16 protein-coding genes are annotated in these 16,759 nt (G+C 61.0%); 9 read left to right on the top strand and 7 right to left on the bottom strand.

What is annotated here, in order from left to right; all coding sequences use genetic code 11:
• On the top strand, positions 1-1,246 hold a 1,246-nt coding region (locus tag ACRESD_RS09515), incomplete at its 5' end, for a bifunctional DedA family/phosphatase PAP2 family protein (protein WP_431750686.1).
• Here ACRESD_RS09515 and ACRESD_RS09510 read toward each other — a convergent pair.
• Genes ACRESD_RS09510 through ACRESD_RS09500 form a run of 3 tightly spaced genes read right to left on the bottom strand, consistent with a single transcriptional unit; the run spans position 1,240 to position 2,921 of the window.
• Positions 1,240-1,833, bottom strand: a complete 594-nt coding sequence (locus ACRESD_RS09510; protein ID WP_431750685.1) for an LON peptidase substrate-binding domain-containing protein — start codon at positions 1,831-1,833, stop codon at positions 1,240-1,242. The two genes, ACRESD_RS09515 and ACRESD_RS09510, sit on opposite strands and share 7 nt — an antisense overlap.
• A 21-nt stretch (positions 1,834-1,854) precedes the next feature.
• Positions 1,855-2,571 carry an LrgB family protein gene (locus ACRESD_RS09505; protein ID WP_431750684.1) on the bottom strand — a complete coding sequence of 239 codons (717 nt, stop codon included), beginning with the start codon at positions 2,569-2,571 and terminating at the stop codon, positions 1,855-1,857.
• Positions 2,568-2,921 carry a CidA/LrgA family protein gene (locus tag ACRESD_RS09500; protein WP_431750683.1) on the bottom strand — a complete coding sequence of 118 codons (354 nt, stop codon included), beginning with the start codon at positions 2,919-2,921 and terminating at the stop codon, positions 2,568-2,570. Before ACRESD_RS09500 ends, ACRESD_RS09505 begins: the two co-directional genes overlap by 4 nt.
• 158 nt (positions 2,922-3,079) lie before the next feature.
• Between ACRESD_RS09500 and ACRESD_RS09495 the strand changes: the two genes are divergently transcribed.
• The 3 genes from ACRESD_RS09495 (at position 3,080) to ACRESD_RS09485 (ending at position 6,031) form a co-directional block, all read left to right on the top strand.
• Positions 3,080-3,535 carry a MaoC family dehydratase gene (locus tag ACRESD_RS09495; protein ID WP_431750682.1) on the top strand — a complete coding sequence of 152 codons (456 nt, stop codon included), beginning with the start codon at positions 3,080-3,082 and terminating at the stop codon, positions 3,533-3,535.
• 105 nt (positions 3,536-3,640) lie between these two features.
• Entirely contained in the window at positions 3,641-5,359 is a 1,719-nt protein-coding gene (locus ACRESD_RS09490; RefSeq protein ID WP_431750681.1) for a C13 family peptidase, read from the top strand.
• Between the two features lie 30 nt (positions 5,360-5,389).
• A complete protein-coding gene (locus tag ACRESD_RS09485; protein WP_431750680.1) occupies positions 5,390-6,031 on the top strand; it encodes an oxidoreductase in 642 nt (213 codons plus the stop codon).
• A 114-nt stretch (positions 6,032-6,145) separates the two neighbouring features.
• On the opposite strand, the gene ACRESD_RS09480 is transcribed toward ACRESD_RS09485, so the two are convergent.
• Genes ACRESD_RS09480 through ACRESD_RS09465 form a run of 4 tightly spaced genes read right to left on the bottom strand, consistent with a single transcriptional unit; the run spans position 6,146 to position 10,372 of the window.
• Complete coding sequence (locus ACRESD_RS09480; protein WP_431750679.1) at positions 6,146-6,430, bottom strand: YceK/YidQ family lipoprotein; 285 nt, start codon at positions 6,428-6,430, stop codon at positions 6,146-6,148.
• Positions 6,423-7,052, bottom strand: a complete 630-nt coding sequence (gene ubiX, locus ACRESD_RS09475; RefSeq protein WP_060754740.1) for a flavin prenyltransferase UbiX — start codon at positions 7,050-7,052, stop codon at positions 6,423-6,425. Before ubiX ends, ACRESD_RS09480 begins: the two co-directional genes overlap by 8 nt.
• Positions 7,049-8,398: a UDP-N-acetylmuramate:L-alanyl-gamma-D-glutamyl-meso-diaminopimelate ligase gene (gene mpl / locus ACRESD_RS09470; RefSeq protein ID WP_431750678.1), complete on the bottom strand. Its 1,350-nt coding sequence runs from the start codon at positions 8,396-8,398 to the stop codon at positions 7,049-7,051. The genes ubiX and mpl overlap by 4 nt, the downstream gene beginning before the upstream one ends.
• Positions 8,399-8,455: 57 nt before the next feature.
• Positions 8,456-10,372 carry a sigma-54-dependent Fis family transcriptional regulator gene (locus tag ACRESD_RS09465; protein WP_431750677.1) on the bottom strand — a complete coding sequence of 639 codons (1,917 nt, stop codon included), beginning with the start codon at positions 10,370-10,372 and terminating at the stop codon, positions 8,456-8,458.
• A 271-nt stretch (positions 10,373-10,643) separates the two neighbouring features.
• On the opposite strand from ACRESD_RS09465, the gene exaC reads away from it, so the two are divergent.
• The 5 genes from exaC (at position 10,644) to ACRESD_RS09440 (ending at position 16,646) form a co-directional block, all read left to right on the top strand.
• Positions 10,644-12,164, top strand: a complete 1,521-nt coding sequence (exaC, locus tag ACRESD_RS09460) for an acetaldehyde dehydrogenase ExaC (RefSeq protein WP_431750676.1) — start codon at positions 10,644-10,646, stop codon at positions 12,162-12,164.
• Between the two features lie 205 nt (positions 12,165-12,369).
• The gene (gene eat / locus ACRESD_RS09455) at positions 12,370-13,803 is read left to right on the top strand and encodes an ethanolamine permease (protein WP_431750675.1); all 1,434 of its coding nucleotides are present in this window, start codon (positions 12,370-12,372) and stop codon (positions 13,801-13,803) included.
• A 64-nt stretch (positions 13,804-13,867) separates the two neighbouring features.
• Complete coding sequence (locus ACRESD_RS09450) at positions 13,868-15,262, top strand: ethanolamine ammonia-lyase subunit EutB (RefSeq protein WP_431750674.1); 1,395 nt, start codon at positions 13,868-13,870, stop codon at positions 15,260-15,262.
• On the top strand, positions 15,259-16,098 hold the full coding sequence (eutC, locus tag ACRESD_RS09445; RefSeq protein ID WP_431750673.1) for an ethanolamine ammonia-lyase subunit EutC: 840 nt from the start codon (positions 15,259-15,261) through the stop codon (positions 16,096-16,098). The genes ACRESD_RS09450 and eutC overlap by 4 nt, the downstream gene beginning before the upstream one ends.
• An 89-nt stretch (positions 16,099-16,187) precedes the next feature.
• Positions 16,188-16,646 (top strand): GNAT family N-acetyltransferase, encoded by a 459-nt coding sequence (locus ACRESD_RS09440; RefSeq protein ID WP_431750672.1) that lies wholly within the window; start codon positions 16,188-16,190, stop codon positions 16,644-16,646.
• Positions 16,647-16,759 lie beyond the last annotated feature (113 nt).

Here is a 16,759-nt window from a genome sequence, read left to right as displayed (position 1 = left end):
TATCGTCGCATTCATAGAGTGCCTGGCCATCGCGGGGATCATCGTGCCGGGCACAGTGTTGTTGTTTGCGATTGCCGCACTGGCCGGCAGCGGCACACTGTCCTTGAGTGAAACCTTGCTGCTGGGCTTCCTCGGCGGCTTGTTGGGTGATGGGATTTCCTACTACCTGGGCCGCCACTTCCATCAGAATATCCGGCGCTTGCCCGGCCTGCGCCATCATCCCGAATGGATGAGCGGCGCCGAGACCTACTTCCACAAGTACGGAATCGCCAGCCTGTTGGTAGGCCGTTTCATCGGACCATTGCGCCCCATGCTGCCGATGGTGGCCGGTATGTGCGACATGCCTTTCCCACGTTTCGCGGCGGTGAGCATTGTCGCGGCGGCAGGTTGGTCGGTGGCTTACCTGCTGCCGGGCTGGGCGACCGGCGCGGCGTTCCGACTGCCACTGCCGGAAGGCTTCTGGCCACAGGCCAGCATTGTCGCAGCCTGCCTGGCCGTGCTGCTGGGGCTGAGCCTGAACAGCAGCCTGCGCGGCCACCGTCGAGCTACCCTGTGGGTAGGTTGCGCCAGCCTGACGCTGTTGATCGCACTGTTTATCGGCTACCCGCACCTCGACGCATTCGATCAGGGCTTGAGCGCACTGGTGCAGGAGCACCGTAGCCCGTGGCTGGACGAAGCCATGGTGATGGTCACCCAGCTGGGTGAGTTCAAGAAGATGTTCGTTGCCAGCGCGGTATTCACCGCTTTACTGCTACTGGCGCGGCAATGGCGACACGCCCTATTTGTCGGTGCGACATTGGCCGGCGCGGCGCTGATCAACACCGGCACCAAACTGTTTTTCGCCCGGGGCCGCCCGGACATCCTGACAGACCCATTGACCAGCTTCAGCATGCCCAGCGGCCACGCCTCTGGCGCCTTCGCGTTTTTCCTGGCACTGGCGGTGCTGGCCGGTCGCGGACAACCCACGCGGTTACGCCTGACCTGGCTGTTGCTGGGGTGTATTCCCGCCGCGTTTATCGCACTGTCGCGGGTGTACCTGGGCGCGCACTGGCCCACTGACATCCTGGCCGGCACGCTACTGGCGATGACGGTATGCGCCTTCAGCCTGACCGCCATCCAATATCGCAGCCCGCTGCCGCCCATGCCGCAAAAAACCTGGTGGTTGCTGCTGCCGGTCGTGGTGGTGGTATTGGGCTTTATCGCCCTCACCGGCACCTCCCACGCCATGCTGCGCTACGCCTACTGAGTGAACAGCTCACCCTGCAACTCGTCGAGCAACATCTGGATCGCATCCAGTCGCAGCTGCGGATCGTCGAGTTGCAGCAGGTCGACCTTGTCGGCCTCGGTGAACGGCAGCAGGTAGGCCAACTGATTGCCCAGCGCCTGCTGGCCATCAGCGTGGGTCCCCATGTCCAGGGAGGCGACCATCGGATGCTCTGCCAGGGCATGCAGCAGGGCCAGCAAGTCTGCATCCTCTTCTTCCAATGCCTGGTCCGGCAGCTCTTCCAACCATTGCACTTCGGCCACCAGCAACTGGTCCTTCTGCACGCCGGCATCACGTACTCGGAAACGGCGCCCGCCTTCAACGCGAATCCCCAGCAGCCCGTTGTCCTGCTGCTTGAAGTCGCGAATCAAAGCTTCGCAGCCGATCAACGCGTAACCGTCGGGGGCCATGCCCACTTCCTTGCCGTCGAGGATGCACACCACGCCGAAGCTTTCGCCCTTTTTCATACAGCGACTGATCATGTCCAGGTAGCGCGCCTCGAACAGCTGCAGGTCGAGGGTGCAGCCAGGGAACAGCACGGTATTGAGCGGGAACAGCGCCAGACTCATAAAGGTTTCCTTAACCCCGGTTTAAACGATCACCGACACGGCCAGTGGCAGGAACACTGCCGTGGCCACGCCCATCAAACTCATGGCCAGCGCCGCAAAGGCGCCGCATTCTTCGCTTTCCTGCAAGGCCACTGAAGTGCCTACGGCGTGGGCGGTCATGCCCAGCGCCATGCCGCGAGCTTCAGGGCTGTGCACGCCCAAGGCCGACAGATACGCCGGGCCGATCATCGCGCCGATCACGCCGGTGATCAGCACAAACACCGCCGCCAACGCAGCCACGCCGCCGATTTGTTCAGCCACCAACATGGCGATCGGTGAAGTGACCGACTTGGGCGCCATGGTCATCAGCATCATATGTTCAGCACCGAACCACCAACCCAGCCATACACACAAGCCGGTGGCCAACACGCCACCTATCACCAGCGTAGTAAAGATCGGCCAGAACAATTGGCGAATCCGCCGCAGGTTCAGATAAAGCGGCACGGCCAGGGCGACGGTCGCAGGGCCGAGCAAGATACCCATGATCTCGGTGCTCTTGCGGTATTCGGTGTAGCTCAGGCCGCAACTGATCAATACGCCGATCACCAGCAACATGGAGACGAGTACCGGTTGCAGGAAAATCCAGCGGGTTTTCTCGAACCCTGCCAGCACCAGTTGATAGGCGCCCAGGGTGATACCGATGCCGAACAAGGGATGATGAATCACCGCCGTCCACGCGCCCATCCAGTCGAAGGTCATTGATCCTTCTCCTTGCGCTTGACCATCTGCTGCATCAGCACACCGACAAAGCCCATGGCGATCACTAGCGACACCACCAGCGCACCGACGATAGCCCAGAAGTCGGCAGCGATGTCCTTGGCATACACCATCACGCCTACCGCCGGTGGCACCAGCAGCAGCGGCAAGTAACGCAACAGGCTGCCGGCCGCCTGGCTCAGGGGCTCGCCGACTTCACCGCGCCATATCAGGAAACCCAACATTAGCAGCAAGCCGATGATCGGCCCCGGCAGCACCGGCAACAACAAATGGTTGATCGCCGTGCCGATCAATTGAAACAGCACCAGCCAGGTCAGGCCACGTAACAGCATCCGCTCTCTCCCCTCAAAGCTCGCCCGCATTATAAGCATGCCCGCCCTATGCTCCGGCATTCGCCAAAAGCATGGTGGGTTGACCGAGCCGATTGCCCATGATGATCTACCATGGATCTCGCAAATCTATAAAACCCGATGAACCAAGGAGAGTCGCAATGCCCTATGTACCTGTAGCGCAGCTCAAAGATTATGTCGGCAAGGAACTGGGACGTTCCGAATGGCTCACCATCGACCAGGCGCGTATCAACCTGTTCGCAGAAGCTACCGGCGATCATCAGTTCATCCACGTCGACCCGGTCAAGGCCGCCCAGACCCCGTTCGGCGGCACCATCGCCCACGGTTTCCTGTCGCTGTCGCTGATGCCCAAGCTGATGGAAGACATCCTGATCATGCCCGAGGGCCTGAAGATGGCGGTCAACTATGGCCTGGACAGCGTGCGCTTCATCCAGCCGGTGAAAGTGAACTCCAAGGTCCGCCTGAACGTCACCCTCACCGACGTCAGCGAGAAAAAGCCGGGACAATGGCTATTTAAAGCCACCGCCACCCTGGAAATCGAAGGCCAGGAAAAACCCGCTTACATCGCCGAGTCGTTGTCACTCTGCTTCGTATAAGGTCGGCCCTGTGGCGAGGCGATAAACCTTGCCACAGTGTATGTAAATTTATGTATGAATCTCGCAGCTGCGGCATACTCGGCGCTCAATTATCCGGATCCCGCTATGCGCCCACTCGCTCCCCTTGCCCTTGCCCTGTTGCTCACCGCTTGCGGAGACGGCGAATCGCTGTTGCCGCCCGATGCGCGCCTGCCCGATGGTGGCCGCTATCGGGGCGATGTGGTCAACGGTTTGCTGCAAGGCCAGGGCCGTGTGGATTACCCCAACGGCAGTTGGTACGCCGGCCAGTTCGACAAGGGCCAGTGGCACGGCCAGGGCGAATGGCATGGCAGCAACGGCGAAGTCTATAAAGGCCAGTTCCAGCAAGGCTTGTTCGATGGCCAAGGCAGCCTGACCACTTCGGGCAGCAGCTACGTGGGCGGCTTCAAAAACGGTCGACGCAACGGCGAAGGCACCCTCAAAGAGGGGCAAATGACCTATCGCGGCGAATTCCTGGATGACCAGTATTCTGGCCTCGGCCGCCTGGAGCTGGCTGACGGCAGCCAGTACCAGGGCCAGTTCGCCCATGGCAAGCCCAATGGCGAAGGCCAGCGCAACGACGACAGCGGCAACCAGTTCAGCGGCCACTTCGTCGACGGCCAACTCGAAGGGAATGGCACCTTCAACAGCGCCGAGGGCGATATCTATGTCGGCCAGTTCAAGCAGAACCAGCTCAACGGCAAAGGCCGCTATGAAAATGCCGACGGCGACGTGTGGATCGGCCAGTTCAAGGAAGGCGCCCTCAGCGGCAAGGGCGAGCTGATCGGCGTGGACGGCAGCCACTATGTGGGCCAGTTCAGCGAATGGCGCTTTACCGGTGAGGGTCGCCTGAACCTCACCGATGGCAGCTTCTATATCGGCGGTTTCGACAGCGACAACTATCAGGGCAAAGGCACCCTCGTCCTCACCGACGGCACCGTACAGGCCGGCACCTGGGTCAACGGTATGCGGGTCCGCGACGCCGATGGCAAGCTGCTGCCTGACCCGCTGGAAATCGGCGTGCTGGCCCAAGGTCGCTTGCTGGATGAGGCGCTTGCTGCCGTGCCGCGCTCCACGCCTGCCGTCGAGCTCTACACCCTGGCCGTTGCCGGTGATGGCAAGCAAAGCGTGTTCCTGCGCGAAGCCGATTACGTCAGCAACATGCTCGCCACCCGCTTCGGTGCACATGGGCAGATTCGCCTGGTCAACCACCGCGACCATATCGCCGACCGCCCGCTGGCGACGCGTGAAAGCCTGCGCCGGGCCGTGCAGACCCTGGCCGAACGCACGGGGCCGGAAGACCTGGTGTTCATCTATATGACCAGCCACGGCACCCACGAACACGAGTTCGTGCTGGACCAGCCGCGCATGGAACTGGCCGACCTGCCCGCCGACGAATTGGCCGCCGTGCTCGAGCCGCTGAAAAACCGTGACAAGATCATCGTGATCTCCGCCTGCTACTCGGGCGGCTTCATCCCGGCACTCAAGGATGAACGTACCTTGATCATGACCGCCTCCCGCGCCGATCGCGTGTCGTTCGGCTGCTCCGAGGAAGCGGACTTCACCTACTTCGGCGACGCCCTTTTTGCCCAGGCCTTCAACCAGACCGACGATTTACAGCAAGCCTTCAAGCTGGCACAACTGCACGTGGCCGAGCGTGAACAAGCTGACAATTTCGAGGCCTCGGAACCGCAGATGTGGGCCCCCAAAGGCGTGATCGCCCATTGGCAACTCTTACGTAAACAGCAGGCACGAAAGGCGCTCGAAAGCGTCTCAATGAATAGCAAGGAAGCCAAAGGCAACTAAGCTGTAACGTGTAACAAAGGGGGAAACACCATGTACCTGACACCTCAACATATCCTGTTGGCCGGGGCCTCCGGACTGACCGGCGAGCACCTGCTTGACCGCCTGCTCAACGAGCCCACGGTGACCCGCGTACTGGCACCGAGCCGCAAACCCCTGGCCGAACACCCACACCTGGAGAACCCGGTGGGTGACCCCGCCGTGTTCCTGCCGCAACTGAGCGGCCAGGTGGATATCGCCTTCTGTTGCCTGGGCACCACCATCAAGCAAGCCGGCTCGGAAGCCGCCTTTCGCGCCGTCGACTTGGACATGGTCGTGGCTTTTGCCAAACGCGCACGCGAAATGGGTGCACGTCACCTCATCGTGATCAGCGCCATTGGCGCCGACCCGAAATCCTCGATCTTCTACAACCGCGTCAAAGGCGAGATGGAACAAGCACTGAAAGCACAGGACTGGCCGCAACTGACCATCGTGCGACCTTCGTTGCTGCTGGGAGACCGGCTGGAGCCTCGCCTGGCCGAGCAACTGGCCGGCCCCTTGTCACGCTTGATTCCGGGTAAATACCGCGGCATTGAAGTATGCGAACTGGCCCGGGCCATGTGGCGACTGGCGTTGGAAGAGCAGGATGGGGTGCGGGTGGTGGAGTCGGATGAGTTGCGCAAGCTAGGCAAGTAATTTTGTGGTGAACAGAAGGGCGTCATCGCAGGCAAGCCAGCTCCCACATTTGGAATGCATTCCCCTGTGGGAGCCGGGCTTGCCCGCGATGAGGCCAGCACAGCCACCGGTCATCTAAAGACCACCCGTAGCGTTGAAGCCAACCCCAAGCACCGTCAACACCGACAGCGGCAACAACAGCGTATCCAGTACCGCACTGGCCGGCAGGTCGACATGGGGATAGCTCGGCGCCTCGGCGCCAAAACGGTCCTTGGCGCAGCAACCCCCATTGATTGCATACAAATCCAACCGCGTACCGGCATACACCACCGGAGCCCCCGGCTGCGCCGCGTCCAACGTGCGTGCGGTGGCGCAGCCCGTCAGTTGCAGCGCCAGCAGGATCGACAGCGCCTTATTCATCACTGCTCAAATGGTGCTCACCCCAACGTGGCAGCATGTCCTGGGGAATATTCAGCAGATTGAGAATGCGCGCCACCACGAAATCCACCAGGTCATCGATGGTCTGCGGCTGGTGATAAAAGCCCGGCGACGCCGGCAAGATGGTCACGCCCATGTTCGACAGCTTGAGCATGTGCTCCAGGTGAATGCTCGAATACGGCGCTTCACGTGGGACCAGGATCAATTGGCGACGCTCCTTCAGCGTCACGTCGGCAGCCCGCTCGATCAAGTTATTGCACGCGCCCGTGGCAATCGCCGACAACGTACCCGTGGAGCACGGCACCACCACCATCGCGGCCGGCGCACCGGAGCCGGAGGCCACGGGCGACATCCAATCCTCCTTGCCGTACACCTTGATCTGGCCCGCCGCCGCACCGGTGTATTCGGTGAGGAATGCCTGCATCGTCTGCACCTTGGCGGGCAGTGCGACATCGGTCTCGGTTGCCATCACCAACTGCGCAGCCTTGGAGATCAGAAAGTGCACCTCGCGGTCTTCGCGCACCAAGCAATCGAGCAGGCGCAAACCATAGGGCGCGCCGGAGGCACCGGTCATCGCCAGGGTGACGCGCTCGGGGCCGCTCACTTCAGCGCCTCAGCCAATTTGCCGTGCAGGCCACCAAAGCCGCCGTTGCTCATCACTACCACGTGGGTACCCGGTTTGGCCTGATGCTTGACGTGTTCGATGATGCCGTCGATAGAGTCGCAGACGATGGAGGGTATCGTGCACAGGGCTGCAATCGCCGGCAGGTCCCAACCCAGATTGGTTGGCGCATACCAGACGACCTGATCAGCGTCGTTGACGCTTTCCGGCAAGCCATCGCGGTGCGCGCCCAGTTTCATGGAGTTGGAGCGCGGCTCGACAATCGCAATGATCGGCGCGTTACCGACACGCTTGCGCAGGCCATCAAGGGTGGTGGCAATCGCCGTCGGGTGGTGAGCGAAATCATCGTAGATAGTGACGCCATTCACATCGGCGACCTTTTCCATACGGCGCTTGACGCTCTTGAAGGCGCTCAAGGCGGCGATGCCCATCGACGGCACCACGCCGACATGCCGTGCGGCAGCCAGCGTCACCAAGGCGTTGGCGACGTTGTGCTGGCCGGTCATGGCCCAATCGACAATGCCCTGGGCTTCGCCGTTAAACAGCACTTCAAATCGAGAACCGTCTTCGCTCAGCAGTTTGACCTGCCACTGCCCGCCCGTACCGGTGGTTTGCACCGGGGTCCAGCAGCCCATCTCGATCACACGCTGCAGGGCCGGCTCGGTGGTGGGGTGGATGACCAGGCCTTCGCTCGGAATGGTGCGCACCAAGTGATGGAATTGCCGCTCGATCGCCGCCAAATCGGGGAAAATGTCCGCGTGATCAAACTCAAGATTATTCAGGATCGCCGTACGCGGACGGTAGTGAACGAACTTGGAACGCTTGTCGAAGAACGCACTGTCGTACTCATCCGCCTCAATGACGAAAAATGGTGTGTCGCCCAGGCGCGCCGACACCGAGAAATTCTGCGGTACGCCGCCGATCAGGAAGCCAGGGCTCATGCCGGCGTGCTCCAGCACCCAGGCCAGCATGCTGCTGGTGGTGGTCTTGCCGTGGGTACCCGCAACCGCGAGCACCCAACGGCCTTGCAGCACATGGTCCGCCAGCCATTGAGGGCCAGACACATACGGCAAGCCTTTGTTGAGCACGTATTCGACCGCAGGGTTGCCACGCACCATGGCATTGCCGATCACCACCAGGTCGGGCACCGGGTCAAATTGCGACGGGTCGTAGCCTTGGGTCAGCTCGATGCCCTGGGCTTCGAGTTGCGTGCTCATGGGCGGATAAACGTTGGCATCGGAGCCAGTGACATGATGGCCCAGCTCTTTGGCCAGAACCGCCATCGAACCCATGAATGTGCCGCAAATACCGAGAATATGAATGTGCATAGTCGACCTCGTAAAACATCGAGGCAGGTTAGCGCAGGGAGGGGCAAATCGCACTCTTTAGCTGAGTGCGTGACGGGCAATACCATGTCTGCGCAGCTTTCTATAGAGCGTGTTGCGACTGACGCCCAACTGTTCCGCCGTCTGTGTCATATGCCAGCGTTGCTGCTCCAGGGCCGTTAGCAGCACCAGGCGCTCGGCGTCTTCCAGCGGCGAATCCACAGGTTTGGCCTCGGCGACCGTCACAGGCCGGGCCTGACGAATAGACAGGGGTAAGTCCTCAAGGCCCACACGCCCCTCATCACACAATGCCACCAAGGTGCGCAGCACCGTGCGCAACTGTCGAACGTTGCCCGGCCAGCCGAAAGCCAAGAGCGCCGCACGCACTGCCGGGTCGAGCAATACCGTCTGCCCGCCCGCCTCTTGGGCCAACAGGAAGTCCAGTAACTGCGACTTATCCGTGCGCTCGCGCAAGGCCGGCAAGGCGATTTCCAAGCCATTGAGGCGGTAATACAAATCTTCGCGGAAGCTGCCGTCCTGCACGCGCTCAAGCAGATTACGGTGCGTGGCGCTGATAATTCTGACGTTCACTGCCTGGGGCTCACCACCGATGGGCACCACCAGACGATCTTCCAACACCCTTAATAGACGGGTCTGCAAGGCCAGCGGCATGTCGCCGATTTCATCCAGGAACAACGTGCCGCCATCGGCCTGTTGCAACTTGCCACGCATGCCATCCTTAAGTGCCCCGGTGAAGCTGCCGCCGCGATAGCCGAACAGCTCGCTCTCGATCAGGCTTTCGGGGATGGCGGCACAGTTGAGCGCAACAAACGCACGGTCGGCGCGCTGGCTGGCCAGGTGCACGGCCTTGGCGAAGGCTTCCTTGCCGGAGCCGGTTTCACCATTGATCAGCAGCGGTACGTCACGCTCGAATACGCGCAGGGCTTTGCGAAACCCTTCCTGCAACGCAGGGTCGCCCAGGCAGATACCCGGCAGGCGCGGCGTTTGGGTCACTGGCCTGGCGGGCGGTGCCGATACACGGACCGGCTGGCCGCGCAACGCCGCGAACAGGTGCCGCCCGTCCCGCGTGCGCAACGGCCAACTGGCCGTGGCATTGGCGCTGGCGCGGCCGAGCAACTGGTCCAGAGAACATTCGAAGAACGCCTCCACCGATTGCCCCAGCAAACCGACGCGAGCCTGTCCCAACAGGTTCAAGGTGCTCTGATTGACCGCACAGATGCGCCCTTCTCCATCGAACGCCAGCAAGCCTTCGCTGAACAACCCCACCGACTCTGCTTGAAGGTGAAACCTTAATAACCAGTGGTTTTCAAAATGCCGCAGGAAGTAACAACTCTCGATCATCTTCGCCGAAAGGTTCACCAGCGCCATGGTGTGGAACTGGCTCTGGCGCGACACGGCCTCCCGCGCCGATGAGACATCCAGCACCGCCAGCAATTCGCCATGGGGATCGAACACCGGGCTCGCCGAGCAGGTCAGCCCGGTATGGCGCCCACGAAAATGCTCATCACGGTGAATGGTCAGGGACTGGCGCTCCACCAGGCAGGTGCCGATGCCATTGGTACCTTCGCAGGCTTCGCTCCAATCGGCACCGAGCCACAGCCCGGCCCGCTCGAAGATTTTGCGCTCGGACGGCGCGGTGACACAGTTGAGGATGACTCCGCGCGCATCGGTGAGCAGCACCGCGTGGCCGGCGCCGGACAACTGCTGATGCAGGCTGTTCATCTCACTGCCGGCGATGTGCAGCACCTGCTGCAGACGCTCGCGACTTTCCAGCAGGCGGCCGTGTTCAAGCACGGTGGGGGCGATGGTCAACGCGGGGTCGAGGTGATAGTCCTCCAGGCAACGCAGCCAGGAGCGGGCGATGGACGGGTCGCTGCCCGGGCCTTGGGAAAGGTCTTGTCCACGGGTGACGGTCAAGACTTGCTGGGCATGGCGACTGAAATGATCGTTGTGCATGTTCTTATTATTCTCCCTGCGTGAGAACGGCCAGCATCCCCCAGCCATCCGGCCAATGCAATCCCGGGCCGACTCATCGGTCACAGGCTGTACCGCTTGTGGCACAAACTGTCACCCAGACTGTCTCAGGCGTGCCACATGAACGCCCTGCCACAAACCCTAAACCCTTGATTTAACTGAGCTGCAACGCAGTGGCCCGACCTTTGCTCTACGCTTTATCAAGCGCTTTGCGCTGCACTCCAATAAACATAAAAGCCAGGAGATACCCACCATGCGTTACGCACACCCCGGTACTGAAGGCGCGCTCGTTTCGTTCAAGGCCAAGTACGGCAACTACATCGGTGGCGAATTCGTTGCCCCGGTCGATGGCAACTATTTCACCAACACCTCGCCGGTCAACGGCAAGCCTATCGCCGATTTCCCCCGCTCCACCGCCAAAGACATCGACAAGGCGTTGGATGCCGCGCATGCCGCCGCTGACGCCTGGGGCAAGACCTCGGCTCAGGACCGCTCGCTGGTGCTGTTGAAAATCGCCGACCGTATCGAACAGAACCTCGAACTGCTGGCCATCACCGAAACCTGGGACAACGGCAAGGCCGTGCGTGAAACCCTCAACGCCGACATCCCACTGGCCGCCGACCACTTTCGCTACTTCGCCGGCTGCATCCGCGCCCAGGAAGGCACCAGCGCCGAAATCAACGAACTCACTGCGTCCTACCACTTCCATGAACCGCTGGGCGTGGTCGGCCAGATCATCCCGTGGAACTTCCCGCTGCTGATGGCCGCCTGGAAACTCGCCCCCGCCCTGGCCGCTGGTAACTGCGTGGTGCTCAAGCCTGCCGAGCAAACCCCGTTGGGCATCAACGTGCTGATGGAACTGATCGGAGACCTGCTGCCACCGGGCGTGCTGAACGTGGTGCACGGTTTCGGCAAAGAAGCGGGCGAAGCCCTGGCGACCAGCAAGCGTATCGCCAAGATCGCCTTCACCGGTTCCACCCCGGTGGGCTCGCACATCATGAAGTGCGCCGCCGAGAACATCATTCCCTCCACCGTGGAGCTGGGCGGCAAGTCGCCGAACATCTTCTTTGCCGACATCATGAAAGCCGAGCCGTCCTTTATTGAGAAAGCCGCCGAAGGCTTGGTGCTGGCGTTCTTCAACCAAGGCGAGGTGTGCACCTGCCCATCCCGCGCACTGGTAGAAGAGTCGATCTACGACGACTTCATGAAAGTGGTGATGAAGAAAATCGAGCAGATCAAACGCGGCGATCCCCTGGACACCGACACCATGGTCGGCGCCCAGGCGTCCGAGCAGCAGTTCGACAAGATCCTGTCTTACCTGGAAATCGCCAAAGGCGAAGGCGCGCAGCTACTGACTGGCGGCAAGGTCGAGCAGCTCAGCGGCGATATGGCTGGCGGCTATTACATCCAGCCGACCTTGCTCAAAGGCACCAACGAAATGCGCGTGTTCCAGGAAGAAATCTTCGGCCCAGTGGTGAGCATCACCACCTTCAAGGACGAAGCTGAAGCCCTGGCAATCGCCAACGACACCGAGTTCGGCCTGGGCGCCGGTGTGTGGACCCGCGACATCAACCGCGCCTACCGCATGGGCCGCGCGATCAAGGCCGGTCGCGTATGGACCAACTGCTACCACCTGTACCCGGCGCACGCCGCGTTTGGCGGTTACAAGAAGTCCGGTGTGGGCCGTGAAACTCATAAGATGATGTTGGATCATTACCAGCAAACTAAAAACTTGCTGGTGAGTTACGACATTAATCCGTTGGGCTTCTTCTAACTAACAACCACCTCCCACATTTGAAATGCAATCAAATGTGGGAGGGGGCTTGCTCCCGATAGCAGTGGGTCAGCTAAGCATTAAGTGACTGACATACCGCCATCGGGAGCAAGCCCCCTCCCACACTTAGATCGATATAAGTACTTGCGACTGCATCCGGCACATCTTTGCCGAGTTAAAACAATAAGAACGGACGGTACTTTCCATGTCTAGCGAACCTACAAGTTCTTCTGTCGACTTCGAAAAAGTCGACTCCCAATATTTCCAACAACGCGAACTGAAAAAAGGCGCCGCCGGATGGGTGCTGCTGGTCGGCCTCGGCGTTGCCTATGTGATCTCCGGCGATTACGCCGGTTGGAACTTCGGCCTGGCCCAAGGGGGCTGGGGCGGTATGTTCCTCGCCACATTGCTGATGGCCACCATGTACCTGTGCATGTGCTTTTCCCTGGCCGAACTGTCTTCCATGATTCCTACAGCCGGTGGCGGCTACGGTTTTGCACGTAGCGCCTTCGGCCCCTGGGGTGGCTTCCTCACGGGCACCGCGATCCTTATCGAATACGCCATCGCGCCCGCCGCCATCGCGGTGTTTATCGGCGCGTATTGCGAGTCGCTGTTCGGCATTGGCGGCTGGATGATTTACCTGGCGTTCTACATCATCTTTATCGGCATCCACATCTTTGGTGTGGGCGAAGCCCTGAAGCTGATGTTTGTCATTACCGCCGTGGCCGCGATTGCCTTGGGCGTGTTCCTGGTGTCGATGGTGCCGCACTTCAACGTGGCCAACCTGCTGGATATTCCGGTGACCGAAGCCAAGGGCGCCAGCACCTTCCTGCCATTCGGCTACGTCGGCGTGTGGGCGGCGATCCCTTATGCGATCTGGTTTTTCCTCGCTGTAGAGGGAGTGCCCCTGGCTGCCGAAGAAACCAAGAACCCCAAACGCGACCTACCACGGGGCCTGATCGGCGCCATCGTGGTGCTCACCAGTTTTGCCCTGTTGATCCTGGTGATTGCGCCGGGCGGCGCGGGCACTTACGCACTGATCAAGTCAGGCAACCCACTGGTTGAAGCGCTGGCGTTGTCCTACGGCGGCTCGACCTGGATGGGCAGCTTCGTCAACCTGGTCGGCCTGGCCGGGCTGATCGCCAGCTTTTTCTCGATTATCTACGCCTATTCGCGGCAGATTTTCGCCTTGTCTCGCGCCGGTTACCTGCCGCGCAAACTGTCCCAGACCAATAAAAGCAAAGCACCGGTATTGGCGCTGGTGATCCCCGGCATCATCGGTTTCGGCCTGTCGCTGACCGGCCAGGGTGATTTGCTGATCCTGGTCGCGGTGTTTGGCGCGACCATTTCCTACGTGCTGATGATGGCCGCGCACATCACCTTGCGCATCCGCCGCCCCAAAATGGACCGTCCGTACCGCACACCGGGCGGGATTTTTACTTCGGGCATCGCGCTGGTACTGGCCTGCGTGGCCGTGGTGGCGGGCTTCCTGGTCGATCCGCGCGTCGTGATTGGCGCAGCGATCATCTATGGAGTATTAATTGCTTACTTTGCTTTCTACAGCCGGCATCACTTGGTAGCAGGCACGCCGGAAGAGGAATTCGCGGCGATCCAGGCCGCAGAAGCCGCCTTGCACTGATAGCCGTAAACCTCGACGCGGGCGCTTTACCCACTTGTTGCCCGCGTCGCCAAGGAGACACTGTATGGCAAGTTTTTCCCACGCGGTGGGTGCACACACCTACCGTTTCGACAGCCTCAAGGACGTGATGGCCAAGGCCAGCCCCGCACGCTCCGGGGATTTCCTCGCGGGCGTCGCGGCGCAAAACGACGGCGAACGCGTGGCCGCGCAAATGGCGCTGGCGAATATTCCGTTGAAACACTTCCTCGAAGAAGCGCTGATCCCTTACGAAAGCGATGAAGTCACCCGACTGATCATCGACACCCACGATAAACAGGCGTTTGCCCCCGTCAGCCACCTGACGGTCGGCGGCCTGCGCGACTGGCTGCTCAGCGATGCCGCCGACGAACAATCCCTACGCTCCCTGGCGCCAGGGCTGACACCGGAAATGGCCGCTGCCGTGTCGAAGATCATGCGCGTGCAGGACCTGGTTCTGGTGGCGCAAAAGATCCGTGTGGTCACGCAGTTTCGCGGCACCATGGGCTTGCGCGGGCGTTTATCCACCCGTCTGCAACCCAACCACCCCACCGATGAACCCGCAGGCATTGCCGCCAGCATTCTCGACGGCCTGCTCTACGGCAACGGCGATGCCATGATCGGCATCAACCCGGCGACCGACAGCATCGCCTCGATCTGCGCCATGCTGGAAATGCTCGACGCGATCATCCAACGCTACGAAATCCCGACCCAAGCCTGCGTGCTGACCCACGTCACTACCTCCATCGAGGCCATCAACCGTGGCGTGCCGCTGGACCTGGTGTTTCAGTCGATTGCCGGCACCGAGGCGGCCAACGCCAGTTTCGGCATCAACCTGAGCGTGCTGCAGGAAGGGTACGAAGCGGGCCTGAGCCTGAAGCGTGGCACCCTCGGCCAGAACCTGATGTATTTCGAAACCGGCCAGGGCAGTGCCTTGTCGGCCAACGCGCACTTTGGCGTCGACCAGCAAACCTGTGAAACCCGGGCCTACGCCGTGGCGCGGCATTTCAAACCGTTCTTGGTGAACACGGTCGTAGGATTCATCGGCCCGGAGTACCTGTACAACGGTAAGCAGATTATTCGCGCCGGGCTCGAAGACCACTTCTGCGGCAAGTTGCTCGGCGTGCCGATGGGTTGTGACATCTGCTACACCAACCACGCCGAAGCCGACCAGGACGACATGGACACCTTGCTGACCCTGCTGGGTGTGGCCGGGATCAACTTCATCATGGGAATCCCCGGCTCCGACGACATCATGCTCAATTACCAGACCACGTCGTTTCACGATGCCCTGTACGCCCGCCAAACCTTGGGGCTGAAGCCGGCGCCGGAGTTTGAACAATGGCTGGCGAAAATGGGCATCTTCACGCAAGCCGACGGCAAGGTGCACTTCGGCAACAGCCTGCCACCAGCGTTTCGCCACGCCTTGGCGCAATTGGGATGAAGGAGCCGCCCGTGCAATCACTCGAACTGCCCGACAACCCCTGGCTGGAACTGCGCCGCCTCACACCGGCGCGTATTGCCCTGGGCCGCACCGGCACCAGCATCCCCACCAACGCACAGCTGGATTTCCAATTCGCCCACGCCCAGGCGCGCGATGCCGTGCATTTGCCCTTCGACCATGGCGGCCTGAGCAGCCAGTTGGCCGAACGCGGGCGTGACAGCCTGTTGCTGCACAGTGCCGCCGCCGACCGTCACCTTTACCTGCAACGCCCAGACCTGGGGCGGCGCCTGAGTGAGGAATCAGCTCAACAATTGCGGGACTACGCCGACGCCAACCCGGGCGGCGTCGACCTGGCCGTCGTCGTCGCCGATGGTTTGTCGGCGCTGGCGGTGCATAAACACACCATGCCGTTTCTTACACGGATGGAGGAACAGACCCACACTGAAGGCTGGTCCTTGTCGCCGGTCATTCTGGTGGAACAAGGCCGCGTGGCCGTCGCCGACGAAATCGGGCAACTGCTCGGTGCCAAGATGACCGTAATCCTGATCGGCGAACGACCCGGGCTGAGTTCGCCCGACAGCCTGGGGCTGTATTTCACCTACAACCCCAAGGTTGGCCTTACCGATGCCTACCGAAACTGCATCTCCAATGTGCGCCTGGAAGGCTTGAGCTACGGCATGGCGGCCCATCGCCTGCTTTACTTGATGAAAGAGGCGTGTCGCCGGCAGCTGTCGGGGGTCAACCTCAAGGACGAGGCGCAGGTTCAGACCATCGAGTCGGATAACCCCGACCTGATGAAAGGGAATTTCCTACTCAGCCCACCGGATGACCGATAGCGGCACGATTGCGCTTTTTAGCGCCGTTAGGCAGCATCGAGTCACGGCCGCTTGTGTGGTCATCCCCCATTGAGACGTTGAGGCCTGACATGCGGATTACTCAAGCGACCCTGGAACACCTGGACCTGCTGACGCCCCTGTTCGTCAAATATCGCGAGTTCTATGGCGCGCTGCCGTTCCCGGACTCATCGCGTGACTTCCTGGAAAAGCGCCTGCGGCGCAAGGAATCGGTGATTTACCTGGCCTTGGCGGATGATGACGACAACAAACTGCTTGGGTTCTGCCAGCTGTACCCAAGCTTTTCGTCGCTGTCACTCAAGCGCGTGTGGATTCTCAACGACATCTACGTGGCCGAAGACGCCCGCCGCCAATTGGTCGCGGACAACCTGATGCGCACAGCGAAGAAAATGGCCAAGGAAACCCATGCGGTGCGGCTGCGGGTGTCGACCAGCGTTGATAACGACGTGGCGCGCATGACGTACGAGTCGATCGGGTTTCGTGAAGATACGGAGTTCAAGAACTACGTACTGCCGATCACCGAAGACTGACCTCAAATCTCCCACACACCCAAACCTTCTGTGGGAGGGGGCTTGCCCTAATGCCAGCCAGTTAAGAAAATCTGCCGCATGTAGTGAGCGGGCTTGTCCCGCGCTGGGTGGCG

The organism is Pseudomonas sp., assembly GCF_050739995.1.
Lineage (GTDB): Bacteria > Pseudomonadota > Gammaproteobacteria > Pseudomonadales > Pseudomonadaceae > Aquipseudomonas.
The sequence above is the reverse complement of the archived record's forward strand: the minus strand, read 5'-3'. Positions and strand labels throughout refer to the sequence as shown.

Excerpts from the sequence above, each read along its gene's own strand:
- ACRESD_RS09510 (WP_431750685.1), bottom strand. The coding sequence starts at position 1,833 with ATGAGTCTGGCGCTGTTCCCGCTCAATACCGTGCTGTTCCCTGGCTGC.
- ACRESD_RS09505 (WP_431750684.1), bottom strand. The coding sequence starts at position 2,571 with ATGACCTTCGACTGGATGGGCGCGTGGACGGCGGTGATTCATCATCCC.
- ACRESD_RS09500 (WP_431750683.1), bottom strand. The coding sequence starts at position 2,921 with ATGCTGTTACGTGGCCTGACCTGGCTGGTGCTGTTTCAATTGATCGGC.
- ACRESD_RS09495 (WP_431750682.1), top strand. The coding sequence starts at position 3,080 with ATGCCCTATGTACCTGTAGCGCAGCTCAAAGATTATGTCGGCAAGGAA.
- ACRESD_RS09490 (WP_431750681.1), top strand. The coding sequence starts at position 3,641 with ATGCGCCCACTCGCTCCCCTTGCCCTTGCCCTGTTGCTCACCGCTTGC.
- ACRESD_RS09485 (WP_431750680.1), top strand. The coding sequence starts at position 5,390 with ATGTACCTGACACCTCAACATATCCTGTTGGCCGGGGCCTCCGGACTG.
- ACRESD_RS09480 (WP_431750679.1), bottom strand. The coding sequence starts at position 6,430 with ATGAATAAGGCGCTGTCGATCCTGCTGGCGCTGCAACTGACGGGCTGC.
- mpl (WP_431750678.1), bottom strand. The coding sequence starts at position 8,398 with ATGCACATTCATATTCTCGGTATTTGCGGCACATTCATGGGTTCGATG.
- ACRESD_RS09465 (WP_431750677.1), bottom strand. The coding sequence starts at position 10,372 with ATGCACAACGATCATTTCAGTCGCCATGCCCAGCAAGTCTTGACCGTC.
- exaC (WP_431750676.1), top strand. The coding sequence starts at position 10,644 with ATGCGTTACGCACACCCCGGTACTGAAGGCGCGCTCGTTTCGTTCAAG.
- eat (WP_431750675.1), top strand. The coding sequence starts at position 12,370 with ATGTCTAGCGAACCTACAAGTTCTTCTGTCGACTTCGAAAAAGTCGAC.
- ACRESD_RS09450 (WP_431750674.1), top strand. The coding sequence starts at position 13,868 with ATGGCAAGTTTTTCCCACGCGGTGGGTGCACACACCTACCGTTTCGAC.
- eutC (WP_431750673.1), top strand. The coding sequence starts at position 15,259 with ATGAAGGAGCCGCCCGTGCAATCACTCGAACTGCCCGACAACCCCTGG.
- ACRESD_RS09440 (WP_431750672.1), top strand. The coding sequence starts at position 16,188 with ATGCGGATTACTCAAGCGACCCTGGAACACCTGGACCTGCTGACGCCC.